Here is a 16,618-nt window from a genome sequence, read left to right as displayed (position 1 = left end):
CTACCAATCCCAGCTTATCAATTCCCATGAGATACCATCGGTAACTTGAGTTTTAAGCACTTTAAACCCTGTACTTTTATGTGCTTCTAATGAACGCTGGTTGTCTGTTGCCACTTCAGTAAGCAAACAATCAAATTCATCTTGTAACTCTTCTTTGTAGAAATTGTACATCCCTCTAAAAATGCCCCGTTTGCGGTATGCTTTAGAAATACATATTTGGCCCATCGCTAGAAATTTTTTACCACCTAGCAATTCCTCCGCCGTTTCAAACATGGCTGAGAGAATAGATATTTCATCTCGAAACTCCTTTAGCATTACTAGCGCATAACCAACAACTATGTCGCCATCTTTGGCAATCACATGTGGGCAAGCATCATTCATTTGCTTTAGAATGGCATAAGAATGTGAAACGGTAACGAAGCCTTCGTTCTTTTTTTCGGCAGATGATACGGCGTCTATGGCATTTTTTTTCTGAAGGGCTAAAATTTGATATAGTTCATCTTCAGATGATACCCGTGAATAAGTAATCTTCATTTATTTCACTTTAAGCCAACTTTTTCTTTTTGCTAGTATTTGCTTTGAAGGTGACACACCCACTTTTTCTGAAAAGAGAATTTCGTATGTCTGATCAGATTCTAAAGTTACTATTGCTGTTTTTTCAACTCCTAACCGTTTATACCTTATAGAAAGTGTATCGCTTACTGCATATTGCTTGATTACGTCATCAAACTTTTGATCATTGGTAAACGGCTTGTTATTAATTGTAGTTATAACATCCCCTTTCTCTAATCCTGCTTTGTAGGCCGGACTCCCTATTTTCACATTTCGTTGAATACTTCCGACGGAATCCTTGATTCTAATATTAGCTCCAAAATAAGGAGTCTCCGTATTTTGCTGTAATGCAACCCCAACAGAGGCCAATAATTTTTTGTAATCAGGCATTCCGCTTTTATAGATGTAGCCGTTGAAAAAGTTGTTTCCGAAGGATTCTCCAGCATAGGCATTTAGTGTCTTGTGAAGGTCTTCCACGGTGTATGGGACTTCATTTTTGCCATAGTTTGTCCATACAAGCTTCATGTAATCATCAAGGTTGAGTCCTTTTTCTCTTAAAGATAAATCAAGGGCTAAGCCTAAAGCACTACCGTAGGAGTAGTAAGATATAAAGGTGTTCTCACGATTCACAGGATCAACAGAGGTTGCAGCGTCAACGAATGGCGCTTGATAGCTCATTTCAATGGGATTGAAAAACTGTCTTGCTGGCGAATTCCAAACGTAATTAAAAGCCCCGGTTAATCCTTCAACGTATTTTTCAGGGCTAACGATACCTGCTCTACATAGAATTAGATTGGTATAATAGCTGGTAAATCCTTCAGCAAACCAGAGTTCTCCACTCATATTGGCCTCTTCAAAATCAAAGGGTTGTAATGATTTTGGACGGATACGCTCTACATTCCAAGCATGAAAGAACTCGTGAGATACAGTACCAATATTGCGTTCCATTCCACCCTCCGCTAAGCTTCTAGTACTTGTTAGAATGGTAGAGTTGCGATGCTCCATTCCGTCTCCGGAGGCATTTGGAATGTAACAGGCTAGAAACGTATATTTTCCATAATCGAAAACGGGAAGCTCTCCGTAAACCTCATTTTCCGCAGTGACTACCTTTTTTACTTTTTCAAAGTATTCATCTGTTTCTTTTGAAGTACCGTTATGATGTAAGGCTAATTGAATAGTTTGTTTGCTGTTTTCAGAACCAAGTTGAAATTTTCGCAAGTGAAAATTGCTTAGTTCGGTAGGGGAATCCATAAAATAGGATAGGTTGGGAGCACTATGGGTTGAACCTGATACTAAAGGTAGTTGTGTGGCTATTTTCCAATTCAAGTCTTCACGAAGCTTAAAATTCACTTTAATATTTCGATTACTTAGCTCTGGAGCATACATAAAAGTAGCAGGAATATTCAAGTGCGCATGCGTTTCATCAATTTGTGAATAGGTGCCGTCACCGCGATTAGCAAATAGAGTGTAACTCAAATGAACAATACCGTCATGACCCGTAATATGCCACTCGTAAGGACTAGGGCGAGTAATTTTCAATGTTTTTCCTTTTCCGTCGATTGCCTTTACCGCATATACATTCTTAGCAAATTCATGAAGGGCATATCGCCCAGGGGAGGTTCTACTCATTCGAACAGAAAGGGTATCTCTCTTAATTTCAGGGAAGGTAACTTTTACCTCTGCTTCATGGTGCACGGCATTTTCGAAGGAAATTTCATAGGTGTTGGTTTGAGAAAAACCAAGTATTGAAATACCGAAAAGAAGAACTGAAAAGAATGATTTCATAGTTGAAAGTAGTTTGTCAACTAAGATACCAATTCTTCCATTTGTATTTCGAAATCGTGACCACAGCTTTTGTGTTAGGGATAGAGGTGGTATACTTGAAATGCCTGAAAGCGCATTTTAAGATAAAGCCGAAAGCCCGACTTTGGCCCTTTAGCCAAAGGAACACCCAAATACGATTTCTATAAAACTTATCGCACAATTATCTTTTGAAGCGAAGTACCATAGGGTGTTTCTAAAAGTACCGCATAAACTCCAGTGGGCATACCTGAAATATCAAAAGGAATACTATACGACGAATCGCCAGTTCCTCTTTCGGAAGCCATTAAGGCATTATTGGCAAAATTGAAGACCTTTATACTTATATTGCCCCTTTCGGTAAGAGAGACGTCTGCAGTAAATCGACCTGTAGTCGGATTCGGATAAATGATAAAATCTTCAACCAACCTACTCGGATCATCATCTTGATTGACGCTGCCATCTTTTGCGACAACTAATACCTTTTTGGTTTTTTGTGCAATACAATCACCTCGCTTGGTAACTATTGTAATTTCATATTCGCCTGCTTGATCGAAAATCATTTCGACTTCATCAGAATCTTGTTTTACGACAGTAGCTCCTTCTGGCACCTGCCATTCAATAACTTCTGGAAGTGGAAAGCTAATATCTACGGCAACTAAAACTTCTCCGGTAAACACCTGACTTGATAAGGCGAATTCTGCATCAATTTCGTCCGTACTAACTTCTAAAGATAGGGTTCCGACAGCGGTGCAGCCAGAAGCCGTTTGTACGGTTACCGTATAGTTTCCTGTTGCGTTTAAGGTGACATTGGGAGACGAACTTGAGAATCCGGTATCTGATGTCCATGCGTAGGTCGCTGTCTCGTCTTCTACAGTAGCATCTAGTTCTAGTACTTGATCAACACAAAGTACCCGATTGGAACCCAAATCTACTTCCAGAGGCAATGGATCTATGAGGGTATAAGTTCGTGTTAAAGGTCCGTTGCCAAAGCCTGTAATGGTAACAGAGTACTCACCGGCACCTAAGTTTGTAATGGTGTTTGTAGTTTCACCTGTACTCCAGAGATAGGTAAAAGAACCATTCCCTTGATTGACAATGACCGAAATACTTCCATTGGTATCGCCTTGACAGCTAGGCTGAACAATAGTATCTTCAACGATATCAGGTTGGGTAACTTCATAGGTTTCCGTTACGCTACATCCATTCGTATCAGAAACGGAAACGGTATATGTATCAGCAGAAAGAGATGAAATGGTTACAGTATCTCCTAAAGGAGTGTTATCTGAATCTCTTGTCCAATTTATGGTATAGGGAGCTGCACCGCCTGTAATGTCGAGAGCAATGCTTCCGTCGTTGGCCAAATATTCTGAAGTATTGAATACTGTTGCGTCAATTTGAAGGGCATCTGGTGCAGGGTTTATAGTTACTTCTAATAGGTCAAAACAACCGTTGTTATCAAATACTTCTACAAAATAATCACCAGCTTCGACATTCGCTAAATTTCGAGAGGTAGCCCCATTGCTCCATTGGAATGTATATGGAAGGGTACCGCCTAGAACACTAATATTTATGCTACCACTAGCTTCACCACTGCATACAATATCTATCTTGTTTTGGAGTGTCGCTTCCAAGTCACTAGGTTCAGTAAGTGGAATCGTATTAGAATCTCGAACTATGCCATTTGCGTCGGTAACTCTTAAAAAATAGTTGCCTGCACTAAGGTTGCTTAACAAGTTTGTGGTTTCAGCTAGAGGTGTATTATTGCCTTCTTGAAACCATTGATAGGTATAGTCGGGAACACCACCTTGAACGTCTGCCATGATTTCTCCAAATTCATCTCCATTACAAAGAATCTCCTCGTTGATCGTAAGCATGATTATAATGGCACCGGGCTCATCAATTGTAATAGGGTTTGATATAAACGTACAGTCATTTTCATCTGTTACTGTTACTGTGTAATCTCCGGCAGTCAAACCTGAAATATCTTCGTTTGTAGTTGGTGTAAAACCTGGGGGGCCTTCCCAACTAAAACTTAAATTACCGGTACCACCACTTGCCGCAATATCGATCGCACCGTCTGCAGAACCGGCAGCACTTAGTGGAGTGGCCGTCGAACTTAAAGTGATAACTGGTGGTTCATTGATGGTAAACGGAGCATCGGCAATACAGTCATTGCTATCTCTTACTCGAATGGAATAGGTACCCAAGCCTAAGTCGTTAAATGTAGCTTGCGCCTGATACGTTATACCAGCATCAATAGAATATTCATAAGGTGGTATCCCACCACTTGCATTAATCGTAACCGCGCCATTTGCTTCACCAGCACATTGCGCATCAGTAGGAATAGCTTGAGCATCTAAGATTGCAGCTGGATCACTAAGTGTAACTGGGACACTAGCTACTATATTAGGCGGATTGACCGCATTATCAGTAACGGTAAGCGTATATGTTCCTTGAGGCGCATTGTTAAGGTTTTCGTTGGTTTCACCAATCAAATCACCTCGAACAGCTTCCGACCATTGTAAACTAAGGTTGCCGGTTCCATTAACCGTAGTCTGAATACTTCCGTTATTTTCTCCAAAACATGGGTTTTTACTTCCTGTGACCGTTATTTCAAGAAGACCTGGCTCAGCAATCGTAAAAATACGTTCTAGTGAACAGCCATTTTCATTTGTTACGTTGACGGTATATACTCCAGCTGCTTTCCCAACTAGGTTCTGAGTGGTTTCGTTAACCGTTCCTGGGCCATTCCACTGATAAGTGTAATTTGTTGCATCACTAGTAAACGCTAATGTTATACTTCCATCACTGGCATTTTGTGCGCCTGCGTTTGTTACTATGGTATTCGGTTCATCAAAGATAATTTCTGGGGATGTGTCTACAGTAATTCCCGATCGAATTAAATCGCAACCGTTGCCATCTCGTATCCAAACAGAATAGGTAGCTGGAGCTAGATTTTCAAAAAGTGGCGGATTTTGAAAGTCCATTCCGTCAAGGCTATAGGTATAGTCTTGTAGATTATCGGGTTCGCCGCCTTGAACATTTGAAATTATGATTGTGCCCGTGTCATTATCGGTACAACTTGGTGTTGTGTTGATATCTGCGGTGATTTCTTGTGGTTCTACAAGAAGGACAGGAGTACTACTACCTACAGCATTTGGCATTGAACCTAGGTCAATTACATTCAGGGTATAAGTGCCTTCGCCAATATTTGTCAATGTAAGTCCTGTTTCACCAGCTAATGGACCTGATGCATCTGACCACTGAAGGGTGTAGGGCCCAGTGCCTGCGATTGAGGCGGTTATGCTACCATTGGTTTCACCGAAGCATGGGTTTTGCTGGTCTGCTATGGTTACGGATAGGGCACCGGGTTCTGGAACTTCAAAACTACGGGCAAAAAAACAATTATCTATTCCTCCGCCATTTCCCACGCTTCGAATAACAACAGAATATAATCCGCTTTCTAGGTTTTCTAAATTTTGAATATCATTTGTGTATCCATTTGGCCCTGTCCATTCGTATGTATAAGGTAGATTTCCTCCTTCTACCACAATAGTTATTGCGCCGTCATTTCCTCCAAAAGTTGTTACTGGGGTTATAGTTTCTCCCGTAATTTGGAGAGAGGTTGGTTCAGGTACTTCAACATCAAATGGGGTTGATGAACAATCATTGCTATCGAATACGGTAACTGAATAAGTGCCTGCAAAAAGATTTTCGAACAATGGGCTGGGTTGAATTGCCCTACCTGTTATTTGATACCTTAAAGCGCCTGTTCCTCCGCTTGCATTTACCGTAATACTACCATCGCTTCCCAAATTACAAGAGACTGGGGTAATGTTAGGTGGAGTTATTAGGATTTCAGATACTGGAGCTAAGGTTATAATGGCACTCTCTCTGGGATTTGGTAGTGAGCCGTCATTTAGAAATAATTGATAATCCCCAGGCCCAAGTCCAGTTAAAACATTGTCATCTATAAGTGTTCTAAATGGAACCCCGTTTAATCGCCATTCAAAAGTTATGGGTGATGTACCCGTAACCGTTGCGACTATTTCACCATCCATTTGACCAAAACATGAAATTTCTTCTTGAATTTGAACATCGGTAATGTTTAGAGGTCCTGGCTCGGTAATCGTTATTGGATTAACTAATGTTGCAGTACAAGCATTGGCTGTTCCATCTGTGACAGTAACCTGATAGGTTCCTTCTACAAAACCAGTAAATTGGAGAGGGTTAGCACCTTGAACAGGGCTGTACGGTGAGTAGTTCACACCATCAGCATCTAGTTTTCCCCAGTTAAATTGAAAAGGTGCAGTTCCATTGATAATGGTTAATGTAATTACTCCATCACTCCCCATATTCGTTGTTACGTCAATTTTGACACCTGTGACTTCAAGAGAATTTGTTGGTTCACCAATAGTAATTGGGCCTCCAGTAACAGAACAATCATTTGCATCAAATACTTCATAGGTATGGTCTCCAGCAGCTAAGGTGGTATTGTCTTGAAGGCCTTGGTTATTAGAGCCATCCCAGAATATGCGATATGGGGTTGCCCCACCAGATATATTTAAGGTAATTCGACCTGAACTTTCTCCAGCACATAATGCATCAGTTATATTTGACTCGGTCACTGTTAACGGATTGTCAACACTAATAATAGTTGTTGCAGTATCCATAGCAGAACCACCATCAGTAACCTCGACTTTATATTCCCCTACGGGTACAAAAATAGTGCTGCCCGTCTCCCCGGGAATTAGTTCTTCCCCATTAATTGGGTCTATTCTAAACCAACGATACAAATAGGTTCCTACTCCGTTAACTGCAGTTGCTGTTACAAGTACTTGTCCATCTATACAATCGGGTGAGGGATTATCTAGAGTTACAGAAAGAGCAGTAAAAGGATTAATGGTAAACGAATATGGAATAGACTCGCACCCCGCACCGTTATCTTCTGTAATTACTACGGTATACTCTCCTTCAGTTAGATTAGTCAAATTACGTGTTGTTTCGGCAAAGCCATTATCAGGTATACGTGTCCAACTAAAGGCATAATTACCGTCGCCGCCAGAGATGGTGCCCAGAGTAATTCTAGCTTCTCCAAAAGGGAATGTGTCAAACTGGTTGGTTACTGTATCAAATAAATCGAGTTCAGGAGAACTTGAATCTGCTTGAATAGTTATGTCTTTTGAGGTACTAAAACACATATTAGCATCCCTAATGCGCAAACTATAATTACCGCTTGCTAGAGTCGGAATTGTGCTGGTTGAATATGTTGTTTCACTACCTCCATCAGGAGTCAAAAAATAGGTGTAAGGGCCTGTTCCTCCTTGAGGAGTAACTTCTATAGAGCCATCTACCGTACCTTCGCAACTAGTATTATTTACAGTTTCTGCAAAATTCAAAGCACTTGGTTCAGTTATAGGAAATTCAGCACTATCCCTTTGATCATCACCATTATTGCCAAATAAGAATCTTAGAATATAAGTGCCTGTAGGTGTTCGGCCATTAAAATTGTAAGTATATGAGCGGTTAGTAAAATTAGTTTCAGTTACTGTTACCTGAGGGACTTCGGTAACAGGGACATACGCATTGCCAACTTTTCTAAGTAAACTAATAGCCATTTGTTCACCCGTTGGAAAGTCATCTACTAATGTAATATTCGCAGAACCATCTGTAGCTTCAAAACATGTAGGGTTAGTAATAACTGGAGGACCATCAAGTTCTGGTGCACAGGCGGTAAAATTATAGGATCTACGAACAGAAACATCGGTGGAACCAACATTTAAATTTGGGTTGTCGACATACTCAACCTGCAAATCAAATACATTGTTTCCAATGTTTGAAGGTAAATCAGATTTTTGGAGTTGATAAACTCTTGGGTGTTCACCATATTCCAGAATAGGGGTACGTACTCCATTATAAATAGCCACTAAGCTATATCTGAAACCACAGTGGCTAGATATTATGATTTGTTTACCTTCACATTCTTTAATAGCGTTTTGGCCAGGGTTAAGATCTGCGAAATTTTCTACAAGAAATAACTTATTTAGATTTGGAAAAGATGCAGGGTTCACTGAAATGCATGTGGAAAAACCGATGTTCACAAAAGTACATTCCGATCCTGAAAACGATGTAAATTGAGGTCCACCACCAAAAGGAGGAGTACAACTAGTGTCACCAAAAGATCGGTATTGAAAATTAGTTATTTCTCGGCTATAAGTAATGACATCATCAACGGTTACAGTTTTAGTGCCAGGCCCAAAAAAATCTACACTTATTAAAGCTGGACCTAAAGGAGTATTTGTTCCATTGTAAGGTATCGCTACAAACCCCCTTTCTGTAAAACCTAAATTTTCAAATCGGTAAGACAATTCAACTTTATAGGTGTATTCAGGAGGATTTTGGGCAATCGCAAAAGCAAATGGCGTCAAAATCAAAATAAACAAAATAAGTATCTTTCTCATAGCTATTTTCTTTAATACTTTACTTCAATTTGGCTCCATTCACTAATTGAGCCGTCTAAAAAAAGAGCTTTTACTCCATAGCTATATATGCTATTTGGTGAGAGTTTTTGATCTAAAAATTGTTTGCTATTAACGTCTAAAACTGTCAATAGACTAAATTCTTTTCCAACTTCCTTTTTATAAATCTGTATCTCTTGTACGTTAGGTTCTTTGTAACGCCAGCTTAAGCGTACTTCTCCACGCTCTCGATTTACATCTGCATATAATCCTTTTACAGGCGGTTTAATAAGTTCGGGTAGTGTGTTGATGGATATTGGAGGTGTTGGTTCGCTCTCTAATCCAGAATTGTCTACTGCGACTATGGTATATAAATATTTGTTCTCAGGTTTTGCTTGGGCATCAACAAATTCATTTGCTGCAGAATCATCAGTTTCAAAAATATTTTCCCACATAACTTGTTCTGTATTTGAAATTTGTTTTCGATAGATTATATGCTTAACCACATCTTGAGATGGGCTATTTTCCCACATTAATATTACCCCTTCTTGTTTGATTTCATAGTTTGTGAAAATGGCATTTGCGGGTGGAATCTTATCAGGTCGTTTTAATTCTAAAATCTCTGAATGTATAGATTCATTATACCTATTATCGACAGCAACAATTCTATAATATACTTTTTCATTGAACGATTTCAGATTAACAGTGTCAGTATAACTTGCTTCGCTAAGCTCTTGCTTGTTTAATCGGGTAAATTCTTGATTTGGGCGATTCGCTTTAAAAATTAAATACCCTCTTAAATCAAGTTCTGTGTTTTGATTCCACGACAATTTTACAACTCCCAAAGTATCTATTATTCCTCTTAAACCCATTGGTCTGCTCGGTGGAATCGAATCAATTGGTTGAATCATATTTGGAGAGGAATCTTGATTGTCACCTGCAATTCCCTTTGCTCTTATCTTGAAATAGTTAATATCTTGAAGCTGTGTGTAAGTTATTTTTCTTTGCTCAGGGTTCAAATTTTCATTGACAATAATATAGGGTCCCGGAGCTTTATTTGCTCGTAAGAGGTCGAAGCCAGTTAATTTCCATGCTTCATCTTGAGCGAAATCCCACTTAAGGATTACTTCCTGATCAGAGACCATCGTATTTTCTTTGAATTCGGGGGCAACCAGGAGTTCTTTATAAGCAATAACACTAACGGTATCTGACGCCGGACTTACTTCATTGAAAATAGTTTTCCCCTTTATCCGATACCAATATTTTTTTGAATACTGAGGTATGCTATCAGTAAATGAGATGCCAGATACGTTCGTGTCAGATAATTTAGTTATTGGCACTTTATTTACTTTCTGAAAATTCAAGCCATCTTCAGATTTTTCTAAATCGTAGGCATTATAATAGGGTATTAAATCGTCGTATTCCCAGATAAGAATAAAAGCGTTATTGTAGTAGTAGCCTACAAAATCATATGGTTTGGGTAATATGTTTTTAGAAGAAAGTGATATTGTTAAACCAGTTTCTTTTGGTGTACTGAGCTCTTCTGGGGCTGCAATTTTAATATTATAGAGATATTGCTCGTTTGGTTTTACATCTAAATCCACATAGCCTAGCCCAGCATATTGTGCCACTTCAAAATCTTGGTCAATTGCAAACATTGAAAAAGCAAATCGTTGTTGGGTTTCAGAACTAATATTTATTATTTGTGATACACTATTTATCCCTTGGTTATTCGTATTAAAGGATTCACCATAAAGAGCTTGTGCAACAACTGCTGCCATATCATTTTCCTCTATCAAAGTTTGCCATTCTTCAAGAGGTTTGGGTTTGATTGGTTTTCCAGTTAATATCGTGTTTTGCGCATCTGAAACAGGTTTTCCATCTCTTAATATGGTAGCTCTTTCAATTATATAGCCATATTTGTTACCATTTTCCCAAACAAATTTATCGTTAACTCCCCAACGCAGAAGGACAGAATTTTGTTTACCCCTAGCTTTTATGACAATCTTGGGTTCAGCTACATTTTCGTCAATTTGATCTTGACCTTCGCTAAAGTTAGGTAGCAAAAAACAAATTAGGTATAAAATGTATTGTACTAAATTCTTCATTTTTAATATGTATTCGTGTAGTTAATAATTTCAGAATTACGACTTACACCATTCGGTAATACATAACTAAATCTAACTTGATAGCTCTCTTTGTTAATAAATGGAAACAGACCTTTTATTAAGTAAGAATAGTTGTCATACTGCGGTTGAATTTCACCATATCTTGCGTAACGATTATTGATTTTATATTGTAATTCTTGATAATCTAAGTAATAAGCAATAGGCAAATGCCACCTATATGGGAATAGTGTCTTTAACAATACATTTTCAGGTTGGTGGGTGGCGTAATTCAGATACGTGTTAATCAATTTGATAGATTTTAAAGGTGGAACTCCAAGTTCAGCCTCATTTCTTGACAATGTTATATCAGAATCTAGGGGATATTCCCTGTAAAGCAATGGATAAATTTCTTCCTTATAATAATCATCTGTAGTCAAAGCCTCAAACTCAATCAGGGGCTTATTTTGCGTAAAATTTGTTCCTGTTAGGTCATTTATGCCAAAGGGTTCAAACTCTTCTGTTCCTATAGATAGATAAGCCACACTAGAAACCGTTTCTCCGGTGCCAGGGTAGGTGTCAAGATATATATAACTATTCTTTTGTTTAATGGATCTTATTTTCTGACTAAAATTATCATATCGACTTGTTTTAAAAGTAAAATCCAATCGACTAATAAATGCATCATTTGAAGCGCTACCCGTTAAGGTATTATTGGATATTTCCAAATCTTCAGAGACTTCTATGAACTCTACTGCTGTCATTGCCTGACCCTCATCACCATCGCCCGGGTTTAGCGTAATAAGTGCATAGGTATACTTTTGTTCATTATTTAAATCTGGTAAATCGAAATTCAATCTTTTCTCAGCAGTATTGTAACTGAAATTAACTTTTGTTTTATTTCCGCTCTCATCAATAAAGTACAATTCATCACTGAAACCATTGCCAAATAGATATTCTTGACCTTTGTCTAATTGAACAAAACCTGCATTTGCCTCTTTAGGAAGCATATACTGCTGGTCTACTACCGGATACATATACTGAATATTCTTATGCGGTATTTTTCTTGGGGCATCCCCTGTGGTAAAGGTTACCTCTTTCTCTTCAATTACAGGCACACCCTCATTCGCAACGGCTACCCAATTACCTCCGACTTTTTCATCAAAGGAAACACGTACTAAAACATTTATTTCTTGTTCTGGTGGGAGGATTTCATCTGAGTTGTATATCAATACATCTTTTTCATTGTTTAACTTATATGAACCTTTAATTTCTTCACCGTTTGTCGTAATTGTTATATCCTTTAGACTTATTCGAAATGTTTTTGAACCTTGATCATCGGTGAACGGAATTTCACTGTCTATGGGGGCATTAAATGCCACTTGAATAGCATCAAAAACATCTACATCGGTAAGACCATCACGAGGTGTTATATCGGAAATCATTACCAAGTCTTGTATACCTGTTTTACCAATAATTTCACAAGGTTCACCAATAACAACTTTTAGTCTTGCGTGAATGTTAATTAGGCCTAAAACTTTTATGTCTACACCAGCATATCCTTTAATAAAAACCGGATTTGGTAGCTGAGCTTGGGCCAGAACGGCTATTCCTGCACTTAGTATAGGTATTTGTTTATTGACTCCGAATAACTTCACCTGAGCGCCAATTTCACCCTGCAAATAAGCATACATTTGACCAATGGAGTACCAGCCATCCATACCAATGGTTCCGTCTCTATCTTTACATTGCGCATCTCCAAAATCACGCATCATCAAATCAAACCCTGCACCAACGGCTACTTTTGCATAAACGATTTCCCAATCGAAGCCCATGCCTAATTCAAATTTTGCACCAAAGGCATAACCAACTCCTCTTGCTAACTCTTGGTCAAAATTTCTTCCAAACATTAGCTCCTCATCCGTTAGGTGTAAAATGTCAATAACATTTTGAGGCGGTAAAGCTGGGTCTTCTAAAATTGTACCTGTCATGAAGTACAGGTTAAAACTTGCTAAATACGGACCTATGGGAATCTCTTTAAGTCCAAATCGTTTTTTCGGGGTGCCCACCCATATGTACCAATCGTCTGGAGAATTATAAAACTCAAGATATCCCAAACGATTTTTTTCGCCTTCCCCTTTGATAGCTCCCGCATTTAAGAATACATCAAACATGCCCCAATAGGTGCGATTTCTAAAATCAAAATCGATACCTACTTGAGCCGCGAAAAGTTCTTCACCCGTCAATAAATCTGGAAAAATGGCATCTGAAAAAGCTTTTATGCCATCTTTGTCTATCGACATTTCATGAAAATTACCTAGCAATTCTTCCTTGCTAGCTACTTCTTTTTGCATGTCATCTAGACTACCAAACGGGTATTGCGGATTGCCGCCGCTATTTGCGCCTTCACCTCCGCCAGAATTACTTTGCATCAACATAGCCCCACCATAAAACCCTAGTCTACTAACACCACCGCCAGCAGCTTTTGAATTAAAAGCCATTTCTATGGCTACCAAACCTGTGAAAGTTTCTTTTACTTCAAATGCAGCAAGGGCTTTAAAACCTATTTCTGTATCAATATCGGGTTGATAATCGATACCTGACATCGATTTTACATTATCTTCGTTCATGCCCGCTTTTCGCATATGGTGATATACCCCACCGCCTAAATCAAAAATTTTGAAAGTGGTGCTATTCGATTTTGTAGGCCGACCATGGGCATCTACGAACCAATACCTGTAATCACCAGTATTACCAAAAAGGGCACGGGCTCCTATTTCTATCTCAATACTGGTTAGGTTTAAATCAAAGCCGCCAGCAAAACCTTGCCCGTAAACGGGGTCGTCCTTAAAAAACTCTGCAAAACCTTTAAACTCAAAAGACTTTCGTTTTACATCAATATCAACTCTGCTGATGTCAACTTCTTTATATTTCCATTGGAGTAAATCGCCTTCGTCTAATTCCCCGATAACGCTTAAGCGTATATCACCATGAATACCTTCGCTATCAAGATTTATGTAACTATTTAAAGCTAAAATTGCATTTTCTTCAGCATCAGTTGTTATACTGACATCATAAAAACCGAGCTCAAAACCAGCGATTTTTGGCAGTTTAATATCGTCTTTGAAACCTGCATATTCTATAGTAAGGTATGGGCGTTGTTTGGTCTGAATTTTAAAATTTTGAAAAGAAAGTCCATCAAATTCTAGGTCTACAACTGCTGTAGTATCATTAAGTGACTCCGAGGAAAACTGATTGAACTCCGCATCTTGTTTGGCATTGAAAGACATCAGCCCTGTCAAATTGGCTTCAGGATAAAAACGATTGTTTTCAACTTCGAGTTTGACATAAGATCCGGTAAAAATTTTGGCTTTGGCTTTAAATACGTCAAAACTCACATCTTCAACCGCTTCTACATTTACAGAATAGTACTGATCTGCAGTAATTACGCCTTTATAGGCCAACTTACCACCCGTAGATTTCTTATCACTTATGGGCAAAACAATTTCACCGTTAAAGCCTCCTTTTATAAATCGATTTACCTTTAAATCGACTCCTATAGAATCTACTGAAATTTGCCATTTACTAGCATCACCTTCATTGATATCCAATACATCAGTAGCATAGAAATCACCTGAGACTCCGAAATTATCAATCAACAAATCACGAGCGCCAATAGCGATTCTTTCAGAAGAGCCTTTCTTTTTGAATTCGGGAGGTAACAATACACGAACTTCACTAGAATAGAAACCACGCCAGAGATTATCATTGCCTTGTAAAAGACCTTGCGTTCTATAAATCTCAGGAAAATTAATACTTGCAGAGTTTTTGGTATCGCTTAAATCTAAAACCGTTTTCTCCATTTTAAAGCCCCAATTCGGTAAAGCTTTTAATTGAAACATGGGAAGGTCAAGCTCTATCAGTAAACCACCAAGCTCATCAGTTTCTAAGGCAAAAGAGGTACCGAGATACGTATCATTATCTCTTGGCGATTCCCCCGTTCCTGGTGTTACACTATTAGGAAATTCAGGACTTCCATCATCTTTAATGGGTATCGCGACTGATTTTGCTATTCTTACGTCAAGGTTTAAGCCTATTTTTTTTACTTTGCCCTCACAATCTATATCAAGATAGGTTGCACCATTGCCTTTGCCTGTTTTAGGGTCTTTGCCTCCTTTGAAAATAAATAACCATTGTCCACCATTTTGGCCCACATAAGCATCTTCTAATAAGGTCAAACGCGCTTCACCATAAATACCCCCATCTTTCGATATTTTAACATCGTTAGCAGCGAAAAGTAAATTTTCAACGCCTAATTCACCTAAGTTCAATCTGGCGAACATATCAACAACGGTGTAGTTGGTGTGGTACTCCATACGAACAATACCTAATGTGATATCAGAATTATCTGAAACACTTTTTTTGATGCCTACAGGCATTTCAACTACCTGTTGACCGCCTATGATATTTATAAAGTTTTGGTTTTCATCTAAAATTTTGAAGACATTTTCACCGGCTTCTAAAACTTCTTTTGAGTTGTTGTCTAATTTGGCTCTAGCTTTTGATTTGAGCTCTTCTACATAAGATTTTGTAAACTCTGAAAGTCTGCCTAAAATGCCATCGTTTAAATTTTCAGTGTACTTCTCTAATTCAGGAAAGCTTTTGAATTTGTTGTCGGTGACCACCTTTACAGGCACCTCTTCAATCTTGGCTATTTTTTCTTTTTGCCAGCGTGCCATTAAAGGGTCTTTCGCAACTACTCGGGTTTTGACCGTGTCTTTTTCTTTTGGGTTTAGCGTGTCTTTTGAAATTGTAAGTGTTTCTATTTCAAAAGTGGTTGTGTTTTCAAAAGAGGCCATTGCTGGGCTTGCCAAGAGTAGGCTACCCCAGAGGATAAAGATGATATGTATGTAGTTTTTATTCATACTACTTGGTTAATGAAATACTTATTGTTGTACTTTTTATTAAATGGAATAATCAGACTTATTGATAATGTGATAATCCTTGAAAATTTTAGTCTTTATTCCTTTTAGCTCCATATTTTTTAATTGCCAATCTACCTGTTCATTTACACGCAAGCAGTTAGTAAAGCCCCACACTATATCAAAATTTCCTGTCAATACTCGGGAAGATATTTTTATTTGAGTTTTATCATTTTCGAATGCTTCTTTTTCAGCTATTTGAAATTGTTCTAATGAGTTAAACGAACCTTTTTCCAATTTTATAAAACTATCATTTTCCCACTTTGTATAAGTATACTCGCATTTTGAAAAATCCGTAAAATCTGAAATATTCCCATGTATATGCAACATGAAATAGTTTGTTGTATTACTTTCGTTTTCTGCATTAATTATTCTCAAATTATAGTATGAATGATTCGGTAAGGTAAATTTTGACAAAAACTCTTTAAACTTCGAACTAATAATTATTACCGAAGCCGCAAAAGTTTTATATGTATTTAGGCTTATATCATCAAACCAATTAATTAGGTCTGCTTCGAATGGGATTTCCTTTCTAGTTCCATCGTCTTTAAGAGAATTTCTTAAATTCATCGTAAGCAATTCACCATTTGATAACTGAAGCTTAGAGCCAGCTTCTAAACTTTCTATAATATTGTACTTTTGGTTTTCCTCATTAGAAAGAAAACAGTTCCATTCACTATTCGAACGTCTATCGGTTTTTAGCTCGTAAAAATTCATA

At 38.2% G+C, this 16,618-nt stretch carries 6 protein-coding genes; all 6 read right to left on the bottom strand.

The window, feature by feature from the left end; genetic code table 11:
• On the bottom strand, nt 1-534 hold the full coding sequence (locus ACKWCD_RS06185; RefSeq protein ID WP_413983075.1) for a GNAT family N-acetyltransferase: 534 nt from the start codon (nt 532-534) through the stop codon (nt 1-3).
• Nucleotides 535-2,337 carry a M61 family metallopeptidase gene (locus ACKWCD_RS06180; RefSeq protein WP_413983074.1) on the bottom strand — a complete coding sequence of 601 codons (1,803 nt, stop codon included), beginning with the start codon at nt 2,335-2,337 and terminating at the stop codon, nt 535-537. It abuts the gene before it with no gap.
• Nucleotides 2,338-2,525: 188 nt separating this feature from the next.
• On the bottom strand, nt 2,526-8,816 hold the full coding sequence (locus tag ACKWCD_RS06175; RefSeq protein ID WP_413983073.1) for a T9SS type A sorting domain-containing protein: 6,291 nt from the start codon (nt 8,814-8,816) through the stop codon (nt 2,526-2,528).
• 11 nt (nt 8,817-8,827) lie between these two features.
• Nucleotides 8,828-10,921: a fibronectin type III domain-containing protein gene (locus ACKWCD_RS06170; RefSeq protein WP_413983072.1), complete on the bottom strand. Its 2,094-nt coding sequence runs from the start codon at nt 10,919-10,921 to the stop codon at nt 8,828-8,830.
• Between the two features lie 2 nt (nt 10,922-10,923).
• Complete coding sequence (locus ACKWCD_RS06165; protein WP_413983071.1) at nt 10,924-15,843, bottom strand: hypothetical protein; 4,920 nt, start codon at nt 15,841-15,843, stop codon at nt 10,924-10,926.
• Nucleotides 15,844-15,882: 39 nt separating this feature from the next.
• Entirely contained in the window at nt 15,883-16,617 is a 735-nt protein-coding gene (locus ACKWCD_RS06160) for a hypothetical protein (RefSeq protein ID WP_413983070.1), read from the bottom strand.
• Nucleotide 16,618: the final 1 nt, after the last annotated feature.

The sequence above is a fragment of the Maribacter taeanensis genome (genome assembly GCF_047345145.1).
Taxonomy (GTDB): domain Bacteria; phylum Bacteroidota; class Bacteroidia; order Flavobacteriales; family Flavobacteriaceae; genus Maribacter_C.
Note: the sequence above shows the minus strand (reverse complement) of the source record. Positions and strands in the feature narration are given on the sequence as shown.

Bases quoted from the DNA above. Each gene is read 5' to 3' on its own strand.
- ACKWCD_RS06180 (WP_413983074.1), bottom strand. From the start codon at position 2,337: ATGAAATCATTCTTTTCAGTTCTTCTTTTCGGTATTTCAATACTTGGT.
- ACKWCD_RS06175 (WP_413983073.1), bottom strand. From the start codon at position 8,816: ATGAGAAAGATACTTATTTTGTTTATTTTGATTTTGACGCCATTTGCT.
- ACKWCD_RS06170 (WP_413983072.1), bottom strand. From the start codon at position 10,921: ATGAAGAATTTAGTACAATACATTTTATACCTAATTTGTTTTTTGCTA.
- ACKWCD_RS06160 (WP_413983070.1), bottom strand. From the start codon at position 16,617: ATGAATTTTTACGAGCTAAAAACCGATAGACGTTCGAATAGTGAATGG.
- ACKWCD_RS06165 (WP_413983071.1), bottom strand. From the start codon at position 15,843: ATGAATAAAAACTACATACATATCATCTTTATCCTCTGGGGTAGCCTA.
- ACKWCD_RS06185 (WP_413983075.1), bottom strand. From the start codon at position 534: ATGAAGATTACTTATTCACGGGTATCATCTGAAGATGAACTATATCAA.